Source organism: Thalassobacter sp. 16PALIMAR09 (assembly GCF_000765485.1).
Lineage (GTDB): Bacteria > Pseudomonadota > Alphaproteobacteria > Rhodobacterales > Rhodobacteraceae > Thalassobacter > Thalassobacter stenotrophicus.
Window position 1 is genome coordinate 417,852 of record NZ_JHAK01000001.1, and the last position, 15,934, is coordinate 433,785.

At 58.5% G+C, this 15,934-nt stretch carries 16 protein-coding genes and 1 tRNA gene; 3 read left to right on the forward strand and 14 right to left on the reverse strand.

From position 1 onward, the window contains the following. Window positions 1-162: 162 nt before the first annotated feature. The 13 genes from PM04_RS02090 to frr form a co-directional block, all read right to left on the reverse strand. Window positions 163-239: transfer RNA gene (locus PM04_RS02090), tRNA-Arg, on the reverse strand. A gap of 40 nt (window positions 240-279) precedes the next feature. Beyond that, window positions 280-1,458 carry a lipid-A-disaccharide synthase gene (gene lpxB, locus PM04_RS02095; RefSeq protein ID WP_038003188.1) on the reverse strand — a complete coding sequence of 393 codons (1,179 nt, stop codon included), beginning with the start codon at window positions 1,456-1,458 and terminating at the stop codon, window positions 280-282. After that, complete coding sequence (locus tag PM04_RS02100; RefSeq protein WP_038003190.1) at window positions 1,455-2,363, reverse strand: LpxI family protein; 909 nt, start codon at window positions 2,361-2,363, stop codon at window positions 1,455-1,457. The genes lpxB and PM04_RS02100 overlap by 4 nt, the downstream gene beginning before the upstream one ends. Beyond that, entirely contained in the window at window positions 2,360-3,157 is a 798-nt protein-coding gene (lpxA, locus tag PM04_RS02105) for an acyl-ACP--UDP-N-acetylglucosamine O-acyltransferase (protein WP_038003192.1), read from the reverse strand. The genes PM04_RS02100 and lpxA overlap by 4 nt, the downstream gene beginning before the upstream one ends. A gap of 2 nt (window positions 3,158-3,159) precedes the next feature. Continuing rightward, complete coding sequence (gene fabZ / locus PM04_RS02110) at window positions 3,160-3,636, reverse strand: 3-hydroxyacyl-ACP dehydratase FabZ (protein WP_038003194.1); 477 nt, start codon at window positions 3,634-3,636, stop codon at window positions 3,160-3,162. A 111-nt stretch (window positions 3,637-3,747) separates the two neighbouring features. Continuing rightward, window positions 3,748-4,431, reverse strand: coding sequence for an OmpH family outer membrane protein (locus tag PM04_RS02115; protein ID WP_052068386.1), 684 nt, complete (start codon window positions 4,429-4,431; stop codon window positions 3,748-3,750). A gap of 16 nt (window positions 4,432-4,447) precedes the next feature. After that, a complete protein-coding gene (bamA, locus tag PM04_RS02120) occupies window positions 4,448-6,763 on the reverse strand; it encodes an outer membrane protein assembly factor BamA (protein ID WP_052068387.1) in 2,316 nt (771 codons plus the stop codon). A gap of 170 nt (window positions 6,764-6,933) precedes the next feature. Continuing rightward, entirely contained in the window at window positions 6,934-7,062 is a 129-nt protein-coding gene (locus PM04_RS18310; RefSeq protein WP_255347898.1) for a hypothetical protein, read from the reverse strand. A gap of 111 nt (window positions 7,063-7,173) precedes the next feature. Beyond that, window positions 7,174-8,508, reverse strand: a complete 1,335-nt coding sequence (rseP, locus tag PM04_RS02125) for an RIP metalloprotease RseP (RefSeq protein ID WP_038003197.1) — start codon at window positions 8,506-8,508, stop codon at window positions 7,174-7,176. Window positions 8,509-8,523: 15 nt separating this feature from the next. Continuing rightward, on the reverse strand, window positions 8,524-9,708 hold the full coding sequence (gene dxr, locus PM04_RS02130; RefSeq protein ID WP_038003199.1) for a 1-deoxy-D-xylulose-5-phosphate reductoisomerase: 1,185 nt from the start codon (window positions 9,706-9,708) through the stop codon (window positions 8,524-8,526). Continuing rightward, a complete protein-coding gene (locus PM04_RS02135) occupies window positions 9,705-10,484 on the reverse strand; it encodes a phosphatidate cytidylyltransferase (protein ID WP_234702857.1) in 780 nt (259 codons plus the stop codon). The genes dxr and PM04_RS02135 overlap by 4 nt, the downstream gene beginning before the upstream one ends. Further along, on the reverse strand, window positions 10,481-11,230 hold the full coding sequence (gene uppS, locus PM04_RS02140) for a polyprenyl diphosphate synthase (protein WP_052068388.1): 750 nt from the start codon (window positions 11,228-11,230) through the stop codon (window positions 10,481-10,483). Before uppS ends, PM04_RS02135 begins: the two co-directional genes overlap by 4 nt. A 75-nt stretch (window positions 11,231-11,305) precedes the next feature. Beyond that, window positions 11,306-11,869 (reverse strand): ribosome recycling factor, encoded by a 564-nt coding sequence (gene frr, locus PM04_RS02145; RefSeq protein ID WP_038003201.1) that lies wholly within the window; start codon window positions 11,867-11,869, stop codon window positions 11,306-11,308. Between the two features lie 369 nt (window positions 11,870-12,238). Between frr and PM04_RS17305 the strand changes: the two genes are divergently transcribed. Further along, window positions 12,239-13,141 (forward strand): Hint domain-containing protein, encoded by a 903-nt coding sequence (locus PM04_RS17305; RefSeq protein WP_161785911.1) that lies wholly within the window; start codon window positions 12,239-12,241, stop codon window positions 13,139-13,141. A gap of 15 nt (window positions 13,142-13,156) precedes the next feature. Here the strand turns inward: PM04_RS17305 and pyrH are convergent, their stop codons facing one another. After that, window positions 13,157-13,888, reverse strand: a complete 732-nt coding sequence (pyrH, locus tag PM04_RS02155) for a UMP kinase (RefSeq protein ID WP_038003203.1) — start codon at window positions 13,886-13,888, stop codon at window positions 13,157-13,159. Between the two features lie 102 nt (window positions 13,889-13,990). Here pyrH and miaA point away from each other — a divergent pair, with 102 nt between their 5' ends. Both miaA and PM04_RS02165 read left to right on the forward strand, forming a co-directional pair. Then, window positions 13,991-14,872 (forward strand): tRNA (adenosine(37)-N6)-dimethylallyltransferase MiaA, encoded by an 882-nt coding sequence (gene miaA, locus PM04_RS02160; RefSeq protein ID WP_038003205.1) that lies wholly within the window; start codon window positions 13,991-13,993, stop codon window positions 14,870-14,872. A gap of 64 nt (window positions 14,873-14,936) precedes the next feature. After that, window positions 14,937-15,830: an AraC family transcriptional regulator gene (locus PM04_RS02165; protein WP_038003207.1), complete on the forward strand. Its 894-nt coding sequence runs from the start codon at window positions 14,937-14,939 to the stop codon at window positions 15,828-15,830. The last annotated feature ends 104 nt before the right edge of the window (window positions 15,831-15,934 follow it).

A 15,934-nucleotide genomic window follows, 5' to 3' on the forward strand; every position in this document is an offset into this window, starting at 1 on the left:
GAAGGCTAAGCTCCTTTACAGGGTCGCAATGCCCTACGTAACTATCCAGCCTGAGACCTATCCGCCCCGCCACTACCCCCATGACCCCTTTTCAAATTGAGCAGATAGACCAAGCCGACGCCGCAAATGTGGCGTTTTTGTTTGTTTTGACATTTGAGAGAATGGCGCACCCATCAGGATTCGAACCTGAGACCTCTGCCTTCGGAGGGCAGCGCTCTATCCAGCTGAGCTATGGGTGCCTAGGGAGGCTGATACCTTGGGACTTTCCGTCCCGCAATGTCAAAATGCGCTGATTTGGTTGAGAACTGATCGCGCGGCACGCAAACCCGGTGCTTCGCCACCCCGGCCCAGACGTTTCATAGCCAATTCGGCCATCTCAGCTTGGGTTTTGCGGGCCTGTGGATCGTCGATCAGAGTCAGCAATGCATCGGCAATCGCCTTGGGCTGACACTCTGCACCCAAAAACTCAGGGATGACGCGGCTTTCCGTGACGAGGTTCACGAGAGTGACTGTATCAATCTTGAGCTTGCGAGCGATGATCTGACGTGAAATCCAATTCATATCGTAAGCGATCACCATGGCTGTGTTGGTCGCCGCAAGCTCTAACGATACGGTGCCCGAGGCTGCCAGCGCAGTATCGGCGGCAGCGAAGGCCGCACGTTTGTCGCGAGCGGCGATGTCACGGGGCACGTCACGCGGATCAAGCACGATGGGGTTGCCGGGCCAATTCCGGACCGCGTCCTGCACCGCACTGGCAACGCCGGCCACGGTTGGGACGACCACGCGCAAATCGGGGTGCTTGGCACAGACACGGCGCAAGGCCTCACCAAAGGGTGTGCCGAGCCGCGTGACCTCTGATCTGCGTGAGCCGGGTAACACGAGCATAAGCGGCGCATTTTCAACGCCATAGGCTGCGCGAAAGGCCTCAACCTCAGACGGCGTTGCGAGTGGTTCGGTTGTAACCGGGTGCCCCACAAAATCACAGGTCATGCCCGCGCGTTCCATGTAGGGCGGCTCAAACGGGAGCAACGCCAACACGTGATCAATGGACCGCGCCATTTTCTCGGCGCGATGTTCCCGCCATGCCCAAACCGAGGGCGCCACGTAGTGGACGGTTTTCAAACCGGGCAAACGGCTTTTGACCTTCCTCGCGACGCGAAGACAGAAATCAGGGCTGTCGATGGTGATCAGCACATCTGGCGAGGTCTGTGCGACGGCATCGGCGCATTCCTTGACCCGCGCGAGAAGCCCTGGCAAGCGAGGCAAAACCTCGGTCAGGCCCATGATGCTCAGCTCTTCCATCGGAAAGCGGCTTTGCAGGCCCTGCGCCGACATCTCGGCGCCGCCTACGCCCTCAAAGCGCACGTCTGGGGCAAGTGTCTTGAGGCCCGCCATCAAAGCAGCCCCCAAACGGTCCCCCGAAGGTTCACCTGCGATGATCCAGACCTTAAGGCTCACGCGTTCTCTACCGAGATGAATATGCCTGCTTTTTCAGCGGCCTGAAGGGTGTTGTTGAGGTTAAGGATGAATGCAGCGCCCGCCTCAAGGACGATCCCGTTCAGCTTGGCCTCTGCCACGCCACGAACCGTCTCGGGGCCGATTACGGGCATGTCGATGCGAGTATCCTGGCCGGGTTTGGCCCCTTTGAAAAAGATCCCCCCACTGGGTCTTGCAAAATCGGCCGGGGGCCGAGCGGCCTTGGGCGCATCAGGACCGGAGAGCCAATCCGAAACGCTACCAAAAGCCCATTCCAACGGATCGCCGGGATCTTTTTGTGGGGTGACTGGCTGAGCAGGAGGCCTAAGGCTGCGGAGCATCCAATCGGTGCCGGGCAACGCCTCCACCGCGAGGACTTGGCCCCGCGCCACGACGCATCCCTGCCCCACATCGACCGCCGAGATCGCGGCATGCACGGCGCGCGCGCGGCTAACGTCAGCCTTGTCCTGATCGGACTGCGTTCCGACCAAAAGACCCTCAGCCGGTAGCAATTCGGGCGCGATGTCCTGCGCGCCGATCACTTGCATTCCGGCTTCCTCGAAGAAGCTGATAACCGTACGCAGCGCCCCGTCGTCACCTGCCTGTAGAGCCTGCAACATGCGTGGCACAAGAGGCATGGTCTCGGCATCAATTTGCGTGGCATCAATCGGTGGGCGCGCTATCGCTCCTGCAAAGCACACCTGCGTCACGCCATCGCGTTTGAGACCCGCGATAAAGCTGCCCAAAGTCTCAATCCGAAACGTCTGGACCGGACCGGGCAGCGACGGCGCATATCCATCCAGCGCGCACAGCCGCCAGTCCTGACCCTCAAGCGCCTGTGCAACCACATGTGGCAGCACCCCTTGCCCTGCAATCAACGCGATCATTTTGGCGTCAAAAAATTGCGGTCAGAGGCGCCCATGATAAAGCTAACCATCTGTTGCACGTATTCGCTGTCGTTTTCGTCGCCGATGCGCTTAGCCCGCTCCGTAAAGGTGCCTTCGCCCTGTTTCAGCGTCAAAAACGCGGCCCGGAGTGCGGTGATATCTTCACGCGCGACGCCGCGACGTTTGAGGCCCACAAGATTGAGGCCATCCAATTCACCGCGTGGTCCTTGGACAAGACCGTGGGGGATCACATCATTTGTGACCATCGACAGCGCGCCGATAATCGCGCCGCGCCCCACGCGCACCCATTGGTGAATACCCGACAGCCCGCCGACGATCACATCGTCCTCCAGCACACAGTGACCAGCGCAGGCAGAGTTGTTCACCACAATCACGCGGTTTCCAATGATGCAGTCATGGGCAATATGGCAGCCCGCCATAAACAACCCGTCATCGCCGACGCGGGTCACACCACCGCCCTGCTCGGTCCCTGTGTTCATTGTCACGTGCTCACGGATGCGATTGCGCGCGCCGATGATCAGCTGGGTCTTTTCCCCGTCAAACTTCAAATCCTGAGGGATTTCGCCGATAGTCGCGAAGGAGAAGATGACAGTGTCCTCACCCACCGAAGTGTCGCCCGCAACCACCACGTGCGACTTCAGTTCAACACGATCCGCGAGGCGCACATCCGGCCCAACTACACAAAACGGACCAATGCGAACGCCCGCGCCGATTTGGGCACCGGGCTCAATCACGCTGGAAGGATGGATCGTGGCCGTGGGGTCAATCGCCATGCTCATGCGTCCTTCGGCAGGTCCATCATGGCGGTAAACTCGCACTCAGCGGCCATCTCGCCTTCGACTGTGGCTTTGCCTTCGAACTTCCAGACTTTGCCACCGGGTTTGCCGCGCGTCACGGACACGGCCATTTCCAGCACGTCGCCGGGCACGACTTTTCGACGGAACTTACATTTGTCGATGCCCATGAAGTAAACCAGCAACTCCTTGTCGGCCATATTCATCGACACACCGACCATAACGGCGGCTGTTTGTGCCATCGCCTCAATGATGGTGACGCCGGGCATAATGGGGGTCGCGGGGAAGTGACCCTGAAAATGCGGCTCATTGAACGTCACATTCTTGATCCCGATAGCCGAGGTATTGGGAACGATATCACGCACCTTGTCGACCAGCAAAAACGGGTAACGATGTGGGATAATCCGTTGAATAAGATGGATATCAGCCTCGGTCGGGATGGCGGGTGTGTCGGTCATGAATGCTCCTGACGGATGGGTCGTGTGCCTGCTTTGGGCAGTCTGCGCGATTGTGCGGCGCCGATGCAACCCGGGCGAGCCGGGCAAAGGGCGCTGCGTTATGGGTGCGGTTTAGTCGATGCGAACGGGGCTTTCCACCGTGTTGTCGTCGGTGCCAGGCTGCGGGACGCGGGATTGCGGGGCTGCGGGGCGTTGCGTCGGCACTTGGACCTGTGCGTCCATCATCGCCTCTAGGCCAGGGCCCGCCCCAACGACCCGATCCACTTCGGCGATGGCACGCAGGGTGATGTCCACTTGGTCTGCAGCCGCCAAAACGGTGCGACGGTCCAAAACCACTAATGCGCCCGTGCGTTGCGCCAGATCGGTCAAAACCGGCCCTGCGAATTCAAAAAACAACTGAGACGCCTGTTCCGCCTGTTGTGCAAGCGCCCTGCCCTTAACGTCTTGGGCCTGACGAATTTCCTCAACGCGCGTGTCGAACTCATCAGCCATGGCCCGAAACGCGGCTGGATCCATCTGCCCACGCTGATCTGTCAGAACTTGTTCCTCGGCAACCAAGGCCGCTTCTATGCGTCGGTTCTCTAGCGAGAGCGCCTGTGAAGCTGCCTCAATTTCCCGCCGAATACGTTGCCCAAAAAGGCTGTTTGTATAAAGGGCGTCTCGGTCCAGCACCACAATCGCAAGACGCGGGATCTCGGCCAACGGCGCTTGGGCCACCGATGGCACCATCGGTAGCCACACAAGAGTGGCGGCCAACACAGTGCGGGCCAAGGCCCGACCAGACGCGCGCCGCATCACGTCCCGCACGGACCTAGAACCGTGTGCTGATGGTGAAGTCGAACGACTGTTCGCGGTCCGCGGTTTCGGCGTTGATGGCATTGGTAAAGTTGAACCGCAGCGGGCCGATTTGGGTATCCCACAACAGACCAAACCCAATCGTCGAGCGCAGCTCAAAGCTGTCATCAACGATGTCCAAGCCCCCAGTGCCGCCGTTCACATTATCCAAGCCCCACACGGACCCCATGTCATAAAACACAGCCCCTGAGATGCCGTATTCTTCGGGCACAAGGTTGATTGGGAACTGCGCCTCAACCCGTGCGGCAAAGTAGTTGTTCCCGCCCAAGGGGTCGTTGCCAGCGTTTAAATCACGCGGACCGATGCCCGAGCTTTCGAACCCGCGCAAGATGTTCTGTGAGTTGAAAAAGCGGTTGGATTCCCGTGAGACTGTATCCCCGAGCGACGTCAGGTTGCCGCCCTCCACCGTGGCCAAAAGCAGGACATCACCGTTCCAAACGGTTGTCTCACCTGCTAACCGGAAGGTCGATTTGATGAACTCTTCATCACCGCCGAGGCCAGCGAATTCTTGTCCGAATTGCAGCAGCACGCCCGCATCCGGGTTCAGCCCCACGTTGCGCGTGTCATAACGCCAGCGATACCCAATGGCTGAGGTGTCGGCCGTGCCCTGCTCGTCCTCGATGATCTGCGAGATAGTCGCAACGCTATCGGGCGTCAGCGTATCGCGGGTAAAGCTGTAGCTCATCCGAAGGTCACTGTATTCACCGGTGGGAAAGCCCAAACCGACTGACGCGCCAACGCTGCGCGTATCGAATGCGCCGTCTTCGCTGTCGGTTGTGCGGTAGAACACACTGAAGGATGCCGCCAAATCCCGGGTCAGGAAGAACGGCTCGGCGAAGGTCAGCTGCGAATTGGCGTTGTCACTGCTTGTGTCGAGTGTGAAGTTTACGACCTGACCACGCCCAAGGAAGTTTGTCTCCCGGAACGTGAGCGCGAGGCCGACACCGTCCTGCACCGAATAGTTGGCCCCAAAGCCAAGCGAACCGGTTGGCTGCTCTTCTACATCCACATCCACGATGACTTGCGAGGGGTCTGAGCCTTCACGCGCAGACACGTCGGATTGGGTGAAATACCCCAAAGCACGGATACGTTCCGCAGCCGCACGAATGGCGCGTGGGTTAAAGGGGTCCCCTTCAACGGTCGCAAATTGGCGGCGAATAACGCGGTCCAGTGTGGTCGCGTTGCCTTCGATATCAATACGCTCCACAAAGACGCGCGGTCCACGTTCCACGACGAAATCGATGTCGAGCGTGCGGGCTTCGTCATTGCGGGTGACACGGGGCGTCACGCGAACAAAGTCGAGACCCTGTTGCAAGGCCAGCAATTCGAGCCGTTCGATGGTCGCATCAACCGCTTGGGGCGAATAGGTTTTACCCTCGCCAATGCGAATTTCATCTTGGAACTGATCCGGGTCCACGTCAGATAAATCAGACGACGCCGTCAGCGCACCAAAACGAAACTGCTGCCCCTCTTGAACGCGAAACGTCAGAAAGAAACCGTCCCGCTCGGGGCTTAGTTCTGAACTGACAGAGAGAACCTGCGCATCGACGTAACCACGTGCCTGATAGAAATCGCGCAAGAGTTGACGATCAAACGCGATCCGGTCGGCCACAAACGTGTCAGAGCGGATCAGTGCGCGAAAAATACCAGCCTGCGTGCTTTCAAGGACGCGGCGCAAACGGCGGTCCGAATACGCGCGGTTGCCCACAAATGACACGCGCTCAATCTCAACGGTGCGCCCTTCCGAAATCTCAAACACCAAATCGACGCGGTTGTCGGAGCGACGAATGATCTTGGGCGTGACACTCGCGGTCAGACGGCCTTGGTCCGCATAGGCCTGGATGATGGTGGCCGCGTCGCGCTCTGCCTGTTGGGGCGAAAACACACGCCGCACTTGGGACGTGACCAGCGATTGCAGAATTTCCGCATCGAGCCGGTCGTTGCCCTCAAAATTAATCTGGTTGATGGTCGGAAACTCTTGGACAACCACAATGAGGCGATTGCCTTGGGGGACCAACTCAACGCTCTCAAACAGGCCCGAGTTTTGCAGTCGTTGAAGCCCGTCATTCACACGGGCCGCCGAGACGGACTGGCCAGTCGGCAGGTCAATAAAACTAAGGATCGTGGCATCTTCGATGCGCTGGTTACCCTCGATCTCAAAGCTAGAGAACTGGAAGGTTTGCGCTTGGGCCGCGCTAGAAACGATCCCAGCTGTTAAGACCGCAAGGCCCACTGCGCGCGCGCGCTGCGTGAGGCTAAAATGCCTATCCATGGTAATGCCCCGCTCGATTGCATACTACATCTTCTTTGCATCTACCGCAGGCCCGGGACCATGTCAAAACCCACTTTGCCGCAAAAGCCTCGCTTTGCGGGCCTTTGCCACAGTAAAATTAACCAAGATGAACGCAATCAGCGTGGGCAAGCTAATGCGACATCCGCGAGCTACATCAACGTTGCAAAGTAAGTGGCCATCAAAAGGGCGAACCCAACCATCAACGCCGAAAGAAACCGATCCGCGTTCAGACCGAAAAACAAGGACAAGCCCCGGTATCCATCGTGAATGTGTTTCATCACAAACGCCTCCGCAATTCAGCAATTCAATGCGAGCAGTCTAGGCGTTGAATTGGGCGGAAATGCGGCGTTTCAGGTCAACAATCGTTTCAATTGACCCGAAGTAGGCGCCTAGGGGCAGAGAAAATCGTTCATTAGGGCGAAAACCATCAACGATCCCATCAGCATGATACCAACTGTCATCATGACGTTCAGCGTCTTGTCCGAGGGTGGCTTACCGCGCACGGCTTCATAGGCGTAGAAGACCAAATGCCCTCCGTCGAGGACGGGAATGGGGAACAGGTTCAGCAGGCCCACGGCGGTCGAAAGGACCGCGATGAACCAGATAAACTCACTGGCCCCCATCGCAGCGGTGTCCGCAGCCGCCCCCGCGATCCCGACAGGACCCGACAGGTTACAGGTCGAAATCTGGGCGGTTATAATATGATAGAGCGCCGAGAGCGACGAATTGACGATGAACCATGTCTGCTCCGCCCCATATTTGATCGCACTGAGGGGACCCATCGTCTCAGTCTCCGGCTCAAAAAATAACCCGCCAGAGATGCCGATCAGCCAGCGTGTCTCAAATCCGCCCTCGGCGAGCGGCAGGTCGACACGGCGTGGGCTGAGCGTGACATCCAGCGTCTCCCCTGCGCGCCAAACCTCTAGGTTGAGGGGCGCACCTCCTGAGGCCGCTACGATCTCTCGCAACTGACCGAAGGCATGGATCGCCGCGCCGTCGACTGATTTAATGACATCGCCTTTCAAAAGGCCTGCCTTCACGGCAGCAGATCGCGGCTGCACCGCGTCGATGACCGACACCAATGGGAACGCCGCCTCAACCTGAAGCGAAGCGCCATCCCGTACGATATCGTAAGTCACGTTCGTCGCAGGCGTCAGCTCAGAGGCCGTTACCAAGACGTCCTCCATCGTGTCCACGGCAACGCCATCAATTGCCGTGATCATATCGCCAGGTTGCAGCGTCGACCAATCTGCAGGCAGCGGCTTGAGCATACCAACGACCGGATCATCTGTCGCCCGGCCTGCGATGCCGACAAACACAGCAAAAATGGCAATCGACATGATGAAGTTGAACACTGGCCCCGCCGCAACTGTTGCGGCACGAGCTGCTAAGGGCGCGCCGGGCATAGTGCTGCGCCGCTCTGCATCAGTCATGGTTTGGACTGTACCATCACCGCCGACCGAGGCCGCGTTCGCATCACCTTTGAATTTAACGTAGCCCCCAAACGGCAACGCCGCGATTTGCCAAACCGTTCCGCGTTTGTCTGGACGCGACCATATCACCGGGCCAAACCCAATTGAGAACACCTCGGCATGGATGCCGCACCAACGCCCGACGATATAATGCCCATATTCATGGATCGCGACGATGACCGATAGGGCAACGACAAAGGCAAGCAGGGTCCAAACAAGACCGCCGAACTGGGGCAGCAAACTAAAATCCAAAAGGTGTTCCTTTGTTTAGTCGGTGTGTGCGCCAGCCAGTTGCGCAGCAATTTCAACGGCACGTGTCCTGCTTAGGTGGTCAACCGCGAGGATGTTATCAAGGGACACTGTGGCACTATCAAGGCCTTCGCGGGCCTGCGTCTGTTCGAGCGTGCGCTCAACCACCTCAGTCATGGTCAGAAAACCAATCTGACCCGCGATGAAAGCATCAAGCGCACTTTCTTTGGCGGCGTTAAAGCAGGCACCCGCCAACCCGCGCAGGTGCATAACTTCGCGCGCTAAGCGCAACGCAGGCCAGCGTTTTTCGCAAGCAGGCCGGAATTCAAGTGTCGCAATCTGCGCAAGGTCAAGTCGCGCGACCGGCAGATGTTTGCGGTCCGGCCAATGCAGTGCGTACCCAATGGCGTGGCGCATATCGGGCGGACCGATGTGGGCCATCAACGCACCGTCGCGGAACCCCACCAACGCGTGGATCAGGCTTTGGGGGTGGACCACGGCCTCAATCTGCTCAGGCGACACATCAAAGAACTCTCTTGTTTCAATGAGTTCCAGCGCCTTGTTAAACATAGAGGCGCTGTCAATCGTGATGCGCTGCCCCATATCCCAGTTGGGATGTGCGCAGGCGTCGCCTAGCGTCGCCGCACCCAGTTGCTCCAGCGGCCAGTCACGCAAGGCCCCACCTGAGGCCGTGATAACTATCCGCTCTACGTCTTCGATGTTTTCACCCACGAGGCCTTGGAAGACGGCGGAATGTTCTGAATCCACGGGCAAAATACGTGCGCCGTGGCGCTTAGCTTCGGCCATCAAGTGGGGCCCTGCGGTGACAAGGCTTTCCTTGTTTGCAAGCGCAAGCGTGGTGCCATGGCACAAAGCGCGCAACCCCGGGACCAGGCCCGCCGCGCCCACAATCGCCGACATAATCCAATCGGCCGGACGATCTGCGGCCTCAGCAATTGCCTCTGGCCCTGCTGCTGCCTCTACCCCTGAACCCGCGAGGGCGTCGCGCAACTCATCCAGCTTTTCCGGATAAGCTGTTACTGCAACTTCGGCCTGTAATGCCTTGGCATCCTTGGCAAGTTGCTCAATATTGCCACCTCCCGTTAGGGCGACAACATCGTAGGCATCCCGGTCACGCGCGATCAGGTCGAGCGTGTTTTGCCCAATCGAACCCGTGGCCCCAAAGACAGAGACCTTCTTCATGCCGGCACCGGGGGGAATTCAGCAACGCTTTCGATCACGAACAGCAGAACAGCGGCCCCCAACATCGCATCAAACCGATCAAACAATCCGCCGTGTCCGGGCAATAGGTTGGAGCTGTCCTTCACACCCATTTTTCGCTTCACCGCAGATTCAGCGATATCACCCATCTGCGCCATCATAGCGAGCGCGACTGATATACCGATTAGGTCAATCCCGGCGGTTGTGACGCCCATCACGGCCCAGCCGACAAGGCCCGCCGCGACCCAGCCCGCAACCGTGCCTGACCACGTTTTTTTGGGTGATACTGTGGGCCAAAATTTGGGGCCGCCCAGCAAACGGCCAGCGAAATATCCTGCGATATCAGAGGCTACGACGACACCGATCAACCATAGCATCCAGATTAAGCCAAAATTAGTCAGATGCTGTGTAAGCCCAAGCCCGGCGAACAAAATCGCCAAGGCAAAGGTCATAAAAATACGCCGATGCAGGTGCAACGCGGCGATCCCGGCCATCGGCACCGCTAATAACAACGGCAGCGCGAGGCCGAGCGGCAACGCATATGCTGCAGCCAACGCCCCAGTGCTCAGGCCACCCAAAGCCAAAGCCCGCTTTTGATCGGCACCGATCATGCGCGCAAGCTCCCACACCATGATGCCGCAAACGACCGCAATGAGAGCCGCGAACCAAGGTCCCGCCGCCCACACCGCTGCCCCTCCGATCACAACCAGCATCAGCGCTGTTGCGATCCGAGGCATCAAATCCGCAAAATTAGTCACCCTGTCACTCCGCCAAATCGACGTGAACGGGTGCCAAAACGCTGCAAGACGTCCTCAAAGATGTCGCGTGTGAAATCCGGCCAAAGCGTGTCGATGAACTCATACTCAGAATAGGCAGATTGCCACAAAAGAAAGTTCGAAATCCGCGCCTCACCACTTGTACGGATCACCAGATCTGGGTCAGGCAAAACGTGCGTATCCAGATAGCGCGGCAGCGTTTCATCGGTAATCTCATCAGGATTTAGCGCCCCGCTTTGAACATCCTGCGCCAAGCGTTTGGTCGCACGAGCCACCTCATCCCGGCCGCCGTAATTGATTGCAATCGTCAGGTGAACCACCGTGTTATCCTTGGTCAGGTCCTCAAGCATGTCCATTAGGCTGACCAGTTTGGCGTCGAGGCGCACGCGGTCACCGATAAACCGAACGCGCGTGCCCGTGCGCAGGAGGTTGTTCGCCTCCCGCTCAATATACCGACGAAACAGCATCATCAGGCCTGATACCTCGGCCTGGGTGCGCTTCCAATTTTCCGTCGAAAAGGCAAAAATGGTGAGGTACTCCACGCCGTTGTCAGGACAGGCTTCCACGATCTCACGCACACGCCGCGCACCCGCGCGGTGCCCCAAAAGCCGGGGACGATTACGCTTTTGCGCCCAACGGCCATTGCCATCCATAATGACCGCGACATGACGCGGACCTGTTCGGGGCACTTCCGGCTGAAGTTCAGCTGAGATAATGGTTTTTTCCATAAAAACGGTCTTTTATATATGTGAGGCGGCGAAAGGGCCTGCGCCCAAACGGCGCCTCAGCCCGTTTCGTGGATCTTAAACCTGCATAATCTCGGCTTGTTTTGTCTCTAGCAGGGCATCGACCTTTTTGATGTAGTCATTGGTCATTTCCTGCACTTCTTCTTCCCACAGCTTTTGGTCGTCCTCGGACATACCATCGGCTTTGGCTTTCTTGATCTGATCCATGCCGTCCCGCCGCACGTTGCGCACGGAGACGCGCGCGTTCTCAGCGTAGCTACCCGCAACTTTGGTCAGTTCGCGGCGACGCTCCTCGTTCAGCTCGGGAATAGGTAGCATGATGATCGTGCCGTTAAGTTGAGGATTGATCCCCAAGCCGCTCTCGCGAATGGCTTTTTCGACTTTACCAACCAAGCCTTTGTCCCACACGTTAATCGTTACCATGCGCGGCTCAGGTACGTTGACCGTGCCCACTTGGTTGATCGGCGTAGGCGATCCGTAGGCGTCGACCATCACCGGCTCCAGCATCGAGGCCGAGGCCCGCCCGGTCCGCAACGACGCGAATTCCACACGCAGGTTCGCGATTGCACCATCCATACGGCGGTTCAGGTCGTCGGTGTCGAGCAAAAAATCATCAGACATGACTGCTTCCTTTTTTGTCCCGGATCAGCCCCGGGGTCGTTTTGCGCATATATAGCGTCAAGAAAGCAGGATCGACAATGGCGTTGTGTGCAGGGATGGGGCCTAAGTGGTCGGGGCGCCTTTATTTTCTGTTAGGGATTTTATTGTAGGACCTTCGGAAGAAATTCCACGTGAGTCTTCATTATGTCGTCAGCGCCGACTTATGCCCTTTATCTCGGTCGCCATGCGCCATTGTCTCAGACTGCGTTTCCCCAGACGCTTCGTGGTCCCCATCCCGCGATACCGGTGCTCCTAGCAGGTATCGCGGGAGAGGGAGTTTCTCCGCCAAACGCGGGCTTTGCGCCTCGGCCCGAAATGCTGAGGTATTCCTTGCCATCGACAGGTGCTGTAACAGCCACTGCTTCTGCTCGGACCTTACCTGCGCAGATTACAGTCGCGCCGTCTTTGAAAGCGCAGGATGCACTCCTAACCCAAACGCAGGATGGTGACGTGTTCGCGGAATGCGCGGGAACAGAGGGCCTCCCCCACGGCCAACAGGTGACAATTACACCCATCGACCACTTAGCCTTTATGGCGCGTTTTGCGCACAACCAGCTGTCAGCCGGGGATCGCCCGCAGTGTTTCTGTACAGGCACGTTTATTCACACACCGCGCGGCCCCCTCCCGGTTGAGGACATTCGCGTGGGTTTTCCGGTTCAGACATTAGATAACGGTGTTCAACCCGTCCGCTGGATCGGCACAACCCTCCATACAGAACCCCGCGCCCATGCCCCAATTGAGATCGCGGCCGGTGCGCTGGGTCGCGGATTTCCTTCCGTCACGCTGCGGGTGTCGCCATACCACCGGCTGTGTCTGCGGTCCTCCATCGCGATGCGGATGTTTGGGCAAGCCGAAATCTTACTCTCGGCACGGTTCCTGCTGGATGCTCCAGGCGTGCGTCAGGTCGATGGTGAAATCCCAGTCAGGTATTGGCACATCGCTACAGCACGCCACGCCCTTGTCAGCGCCAATGGCACATGGGCCGAGACGCTCTTTCCCGGATTACAGGCGCCACCGGGCATGGATGCCTCGGATGTATCACAGCTGGAGGTTGTGTTTGATCAGAAGCTCGCAAGAGGCAAGGATGAGGCCGCGCAAGCCAAACCACCCGTGCGGCCGATCCTGCGCGGGGCAGCGCAGCGCGCGTTTGTTGCGCGCCACCTCAAACAGCGGCGCGCCTTTGTCATGCAGCAACTCGACGCCGGTGACGACGAACCTGCGCAGGCCTCATAGCGAGGCGCGCTGAGCCTAGTCCTTCACGAGGGTATAGGTCCCCTCGCCCGCAAGAATGCCTTGGAAGCCACCGGGCTCATCCAGCGAAAACACGATGATCGGCAGGTGGTTATCCCGTGCAAGTGCGATGGCGGATGCGTCCATCACGTTGAGGTGTTTGGCCAACACTTCATCGTAGGACACATAATCGTAGCGCACCGCATCATCGTGTTTTACCGGGTCTTTGTCGTAGACGCCGTCCACTTTGGTGCCCTTAAAGATCGCTTGGCAGGCCATCTCATTGGCGCGCAAGGTCGCAGCCGTATCCGTGGTGAAATAGGGGTTCCCCGTGCCCGCCGCAAAAATACAAACGCGCTTTTTCTCTAGGTGACGCACAGCGCGGCGGCGGATGTAGGGCTCGGCCACTTCGTTCATCGTAATCGCTGAGATCACGCGTGTGTGGATATCCAACTCCTCTAGCGCGGATTGCATCGCAAGGGCGTTCATCACCGTGGCCAACATGCCCATGTAGTCGGCGGTCGTCCGCTCCATTCCTTGGGCACTGCCGGACAACCCGCGAAAGATATTGCCGCCGCCAATGACCATGCAGATTTCAACCCCAAGGTCATGCACGCGCTTCACCTCTGCTGCGACGCGTTGCACGGTGGGGGGATGCAGACCAAACCCTTGGTCTCCCATCAATGCCTCCCCGGAAATCTTGAGCATGACACGTGTGTACGCCGGAGGGACGGTGGAAGAGGTCGTCATAGGGGCCGCCTTTGGGATATTTGCAAACAGCGGCAAAATGATGCAAATACCCGCGGCGTGCAACGGGCAATTGGGCCCCTCAAGCCACCTAGGCGCAGAGCTTTGAAATTCATCGACAAAATCCTGCCGGACCAACCGGTATTGATCGCAGGCCCCACGGCCAGCGGAAAATCCGCTATGGCTTTGGAAATTGCGGAACGTCAAGGCGGTACGATCATCAATGCCGACGCGCTGCAAGTCTACCGTGATTGGAGCGTTTTAACCGCCCGCCCCAATGCGCAGGAATGCGCCCGCGCGCCCCATGCTTTGTACGGTCACATCGACTTTGTCGAAGCGTTTTCCGTGGGCGACTGGCTGCGCGCACTCACGCCGCTTTTGGCAACGACACGGCCTATCATCGTGGGCGGCACCGGCCTCTATTTCAAAGCGCTACTGGAGGGGTTGGCGGATATCCCTCTGACCCCGCCTGATGTCCGCGCTCGCGCGATTGCGCGCTTGGCCGACGGCGGGATCGCCGCTCTGCTGCCCGATATTCATCCCGATACACTTGCACGGATCGACCAGAACAATCCCATGCGCGTCAGCCGCGCGTGGGAGGTTGAGGTTGCCACCGGTCGGCCCCTGCATGAGTGGCAAGACGACACCCCGCCCCCACTGTTAAACCGTGCGGAGTGTGCGACGTTTGTTTTGGATGCGCCTAAAGATTGGCTTTCGCCGCGGATCGCGCAGCGCTTTGACCTGATGCTTGAGGGCGGCGCGCTGGATGAAGCCCGTGCTGTGTTGCCCAACTGGGACCCAAAACTTGGGGCGGCTAAAGCCATTGGCGCCCCTGAATTGATCGCGCACCTTCAAGGCACGATGACCCTTGAAGAGGCCCGCACGGCCGCGTGCCTATCGACGGTCCAATACGCAAAGCGACAGCGCACATGGTTCCGCGCACGCATGGGCGATTGGACGCCAGTTGTCGCGGCTGAACTGCGCTAAACCTCCGCGCTTTTGACTTTGCCGGGTTGTCGTGAAAGGCTTCCCTAACGGAAGGGGCGCGATCATGGATATCGAACATCTCAAGAGCCAAGTACCGGCGATGGATGCGCTGTCGTTGATGCCAATCTCGGGGCTGACACGGCGGCAGGTTTGGCGCCACACCCTGCCCCATTCGGTGCCTGGCCCAAGCTTTCTGTGGTTCGTGCGCGGCAACGCCCGGTTGATCATCGAAGGGCGCGCCATCGGGATCGGACCCAATGTATGCGTTACCCTGCCCGCACAAACCGCCTTTGCGATCGAACCGGGCGCGCAGACCCAAGCGACCTTTGTGCAAATCCCGATCTCGCCGCTTTTGCCGATGCCAGAGGGCGTTCATCTGATCCGGGTCAACGATATCGGCACCCAGGGCGAGTTGTCGGGCCTTTTGGATCGCATTGCAAAGGGACAGACAAGCGGCGGACCAGGATCGGAGCGTGCCGCCCTTGCCCGGCTGATGCTTGTGTCCTCGATGCTGGAACGACTGACAGGACCGGACACCGCCCAGACCGCCCAATCGGCCTCCCAAAAACTATCCGCCCGTTTCACCCGCGAAGTTGAACAGTGTTACGCCACCGGTGCCACCCTAACTGATATCGGCGACATGCTTGACGTGACACCGACACATTTAACCCGCACTTTCAAATCTACCTGCGGGATGACTGCTGCCCGATACCTTGGGGACCGCTTGATGCATGCGGCACGCAGCGAGCTAATCGATACGCCAAATTCCGCAGCTGAGATTGCGCGCGATTTGGGTTTTTCCAGTCCTGCCTACTTCTCTCGCGCATTTTTGCATCACGCTGGGGAAACCCCAGGAAAGTTCCGAAATCATAACCGTTCCAACACGCATCAATCTGACGCTGCGTCAGGCAAAATCCGTCCGGCCCAAAGCGACCAGCGCGTGTCGCTAATGACCTGACTGTCGTTTTTGTGTTAGGTTTAAGTCGTTTTTTGACCTATCTTTCGAATGGAGGCCGTTGACCTTTGGGTCGATTTAGGGCGCAATGCTCTGGATCGACGTGG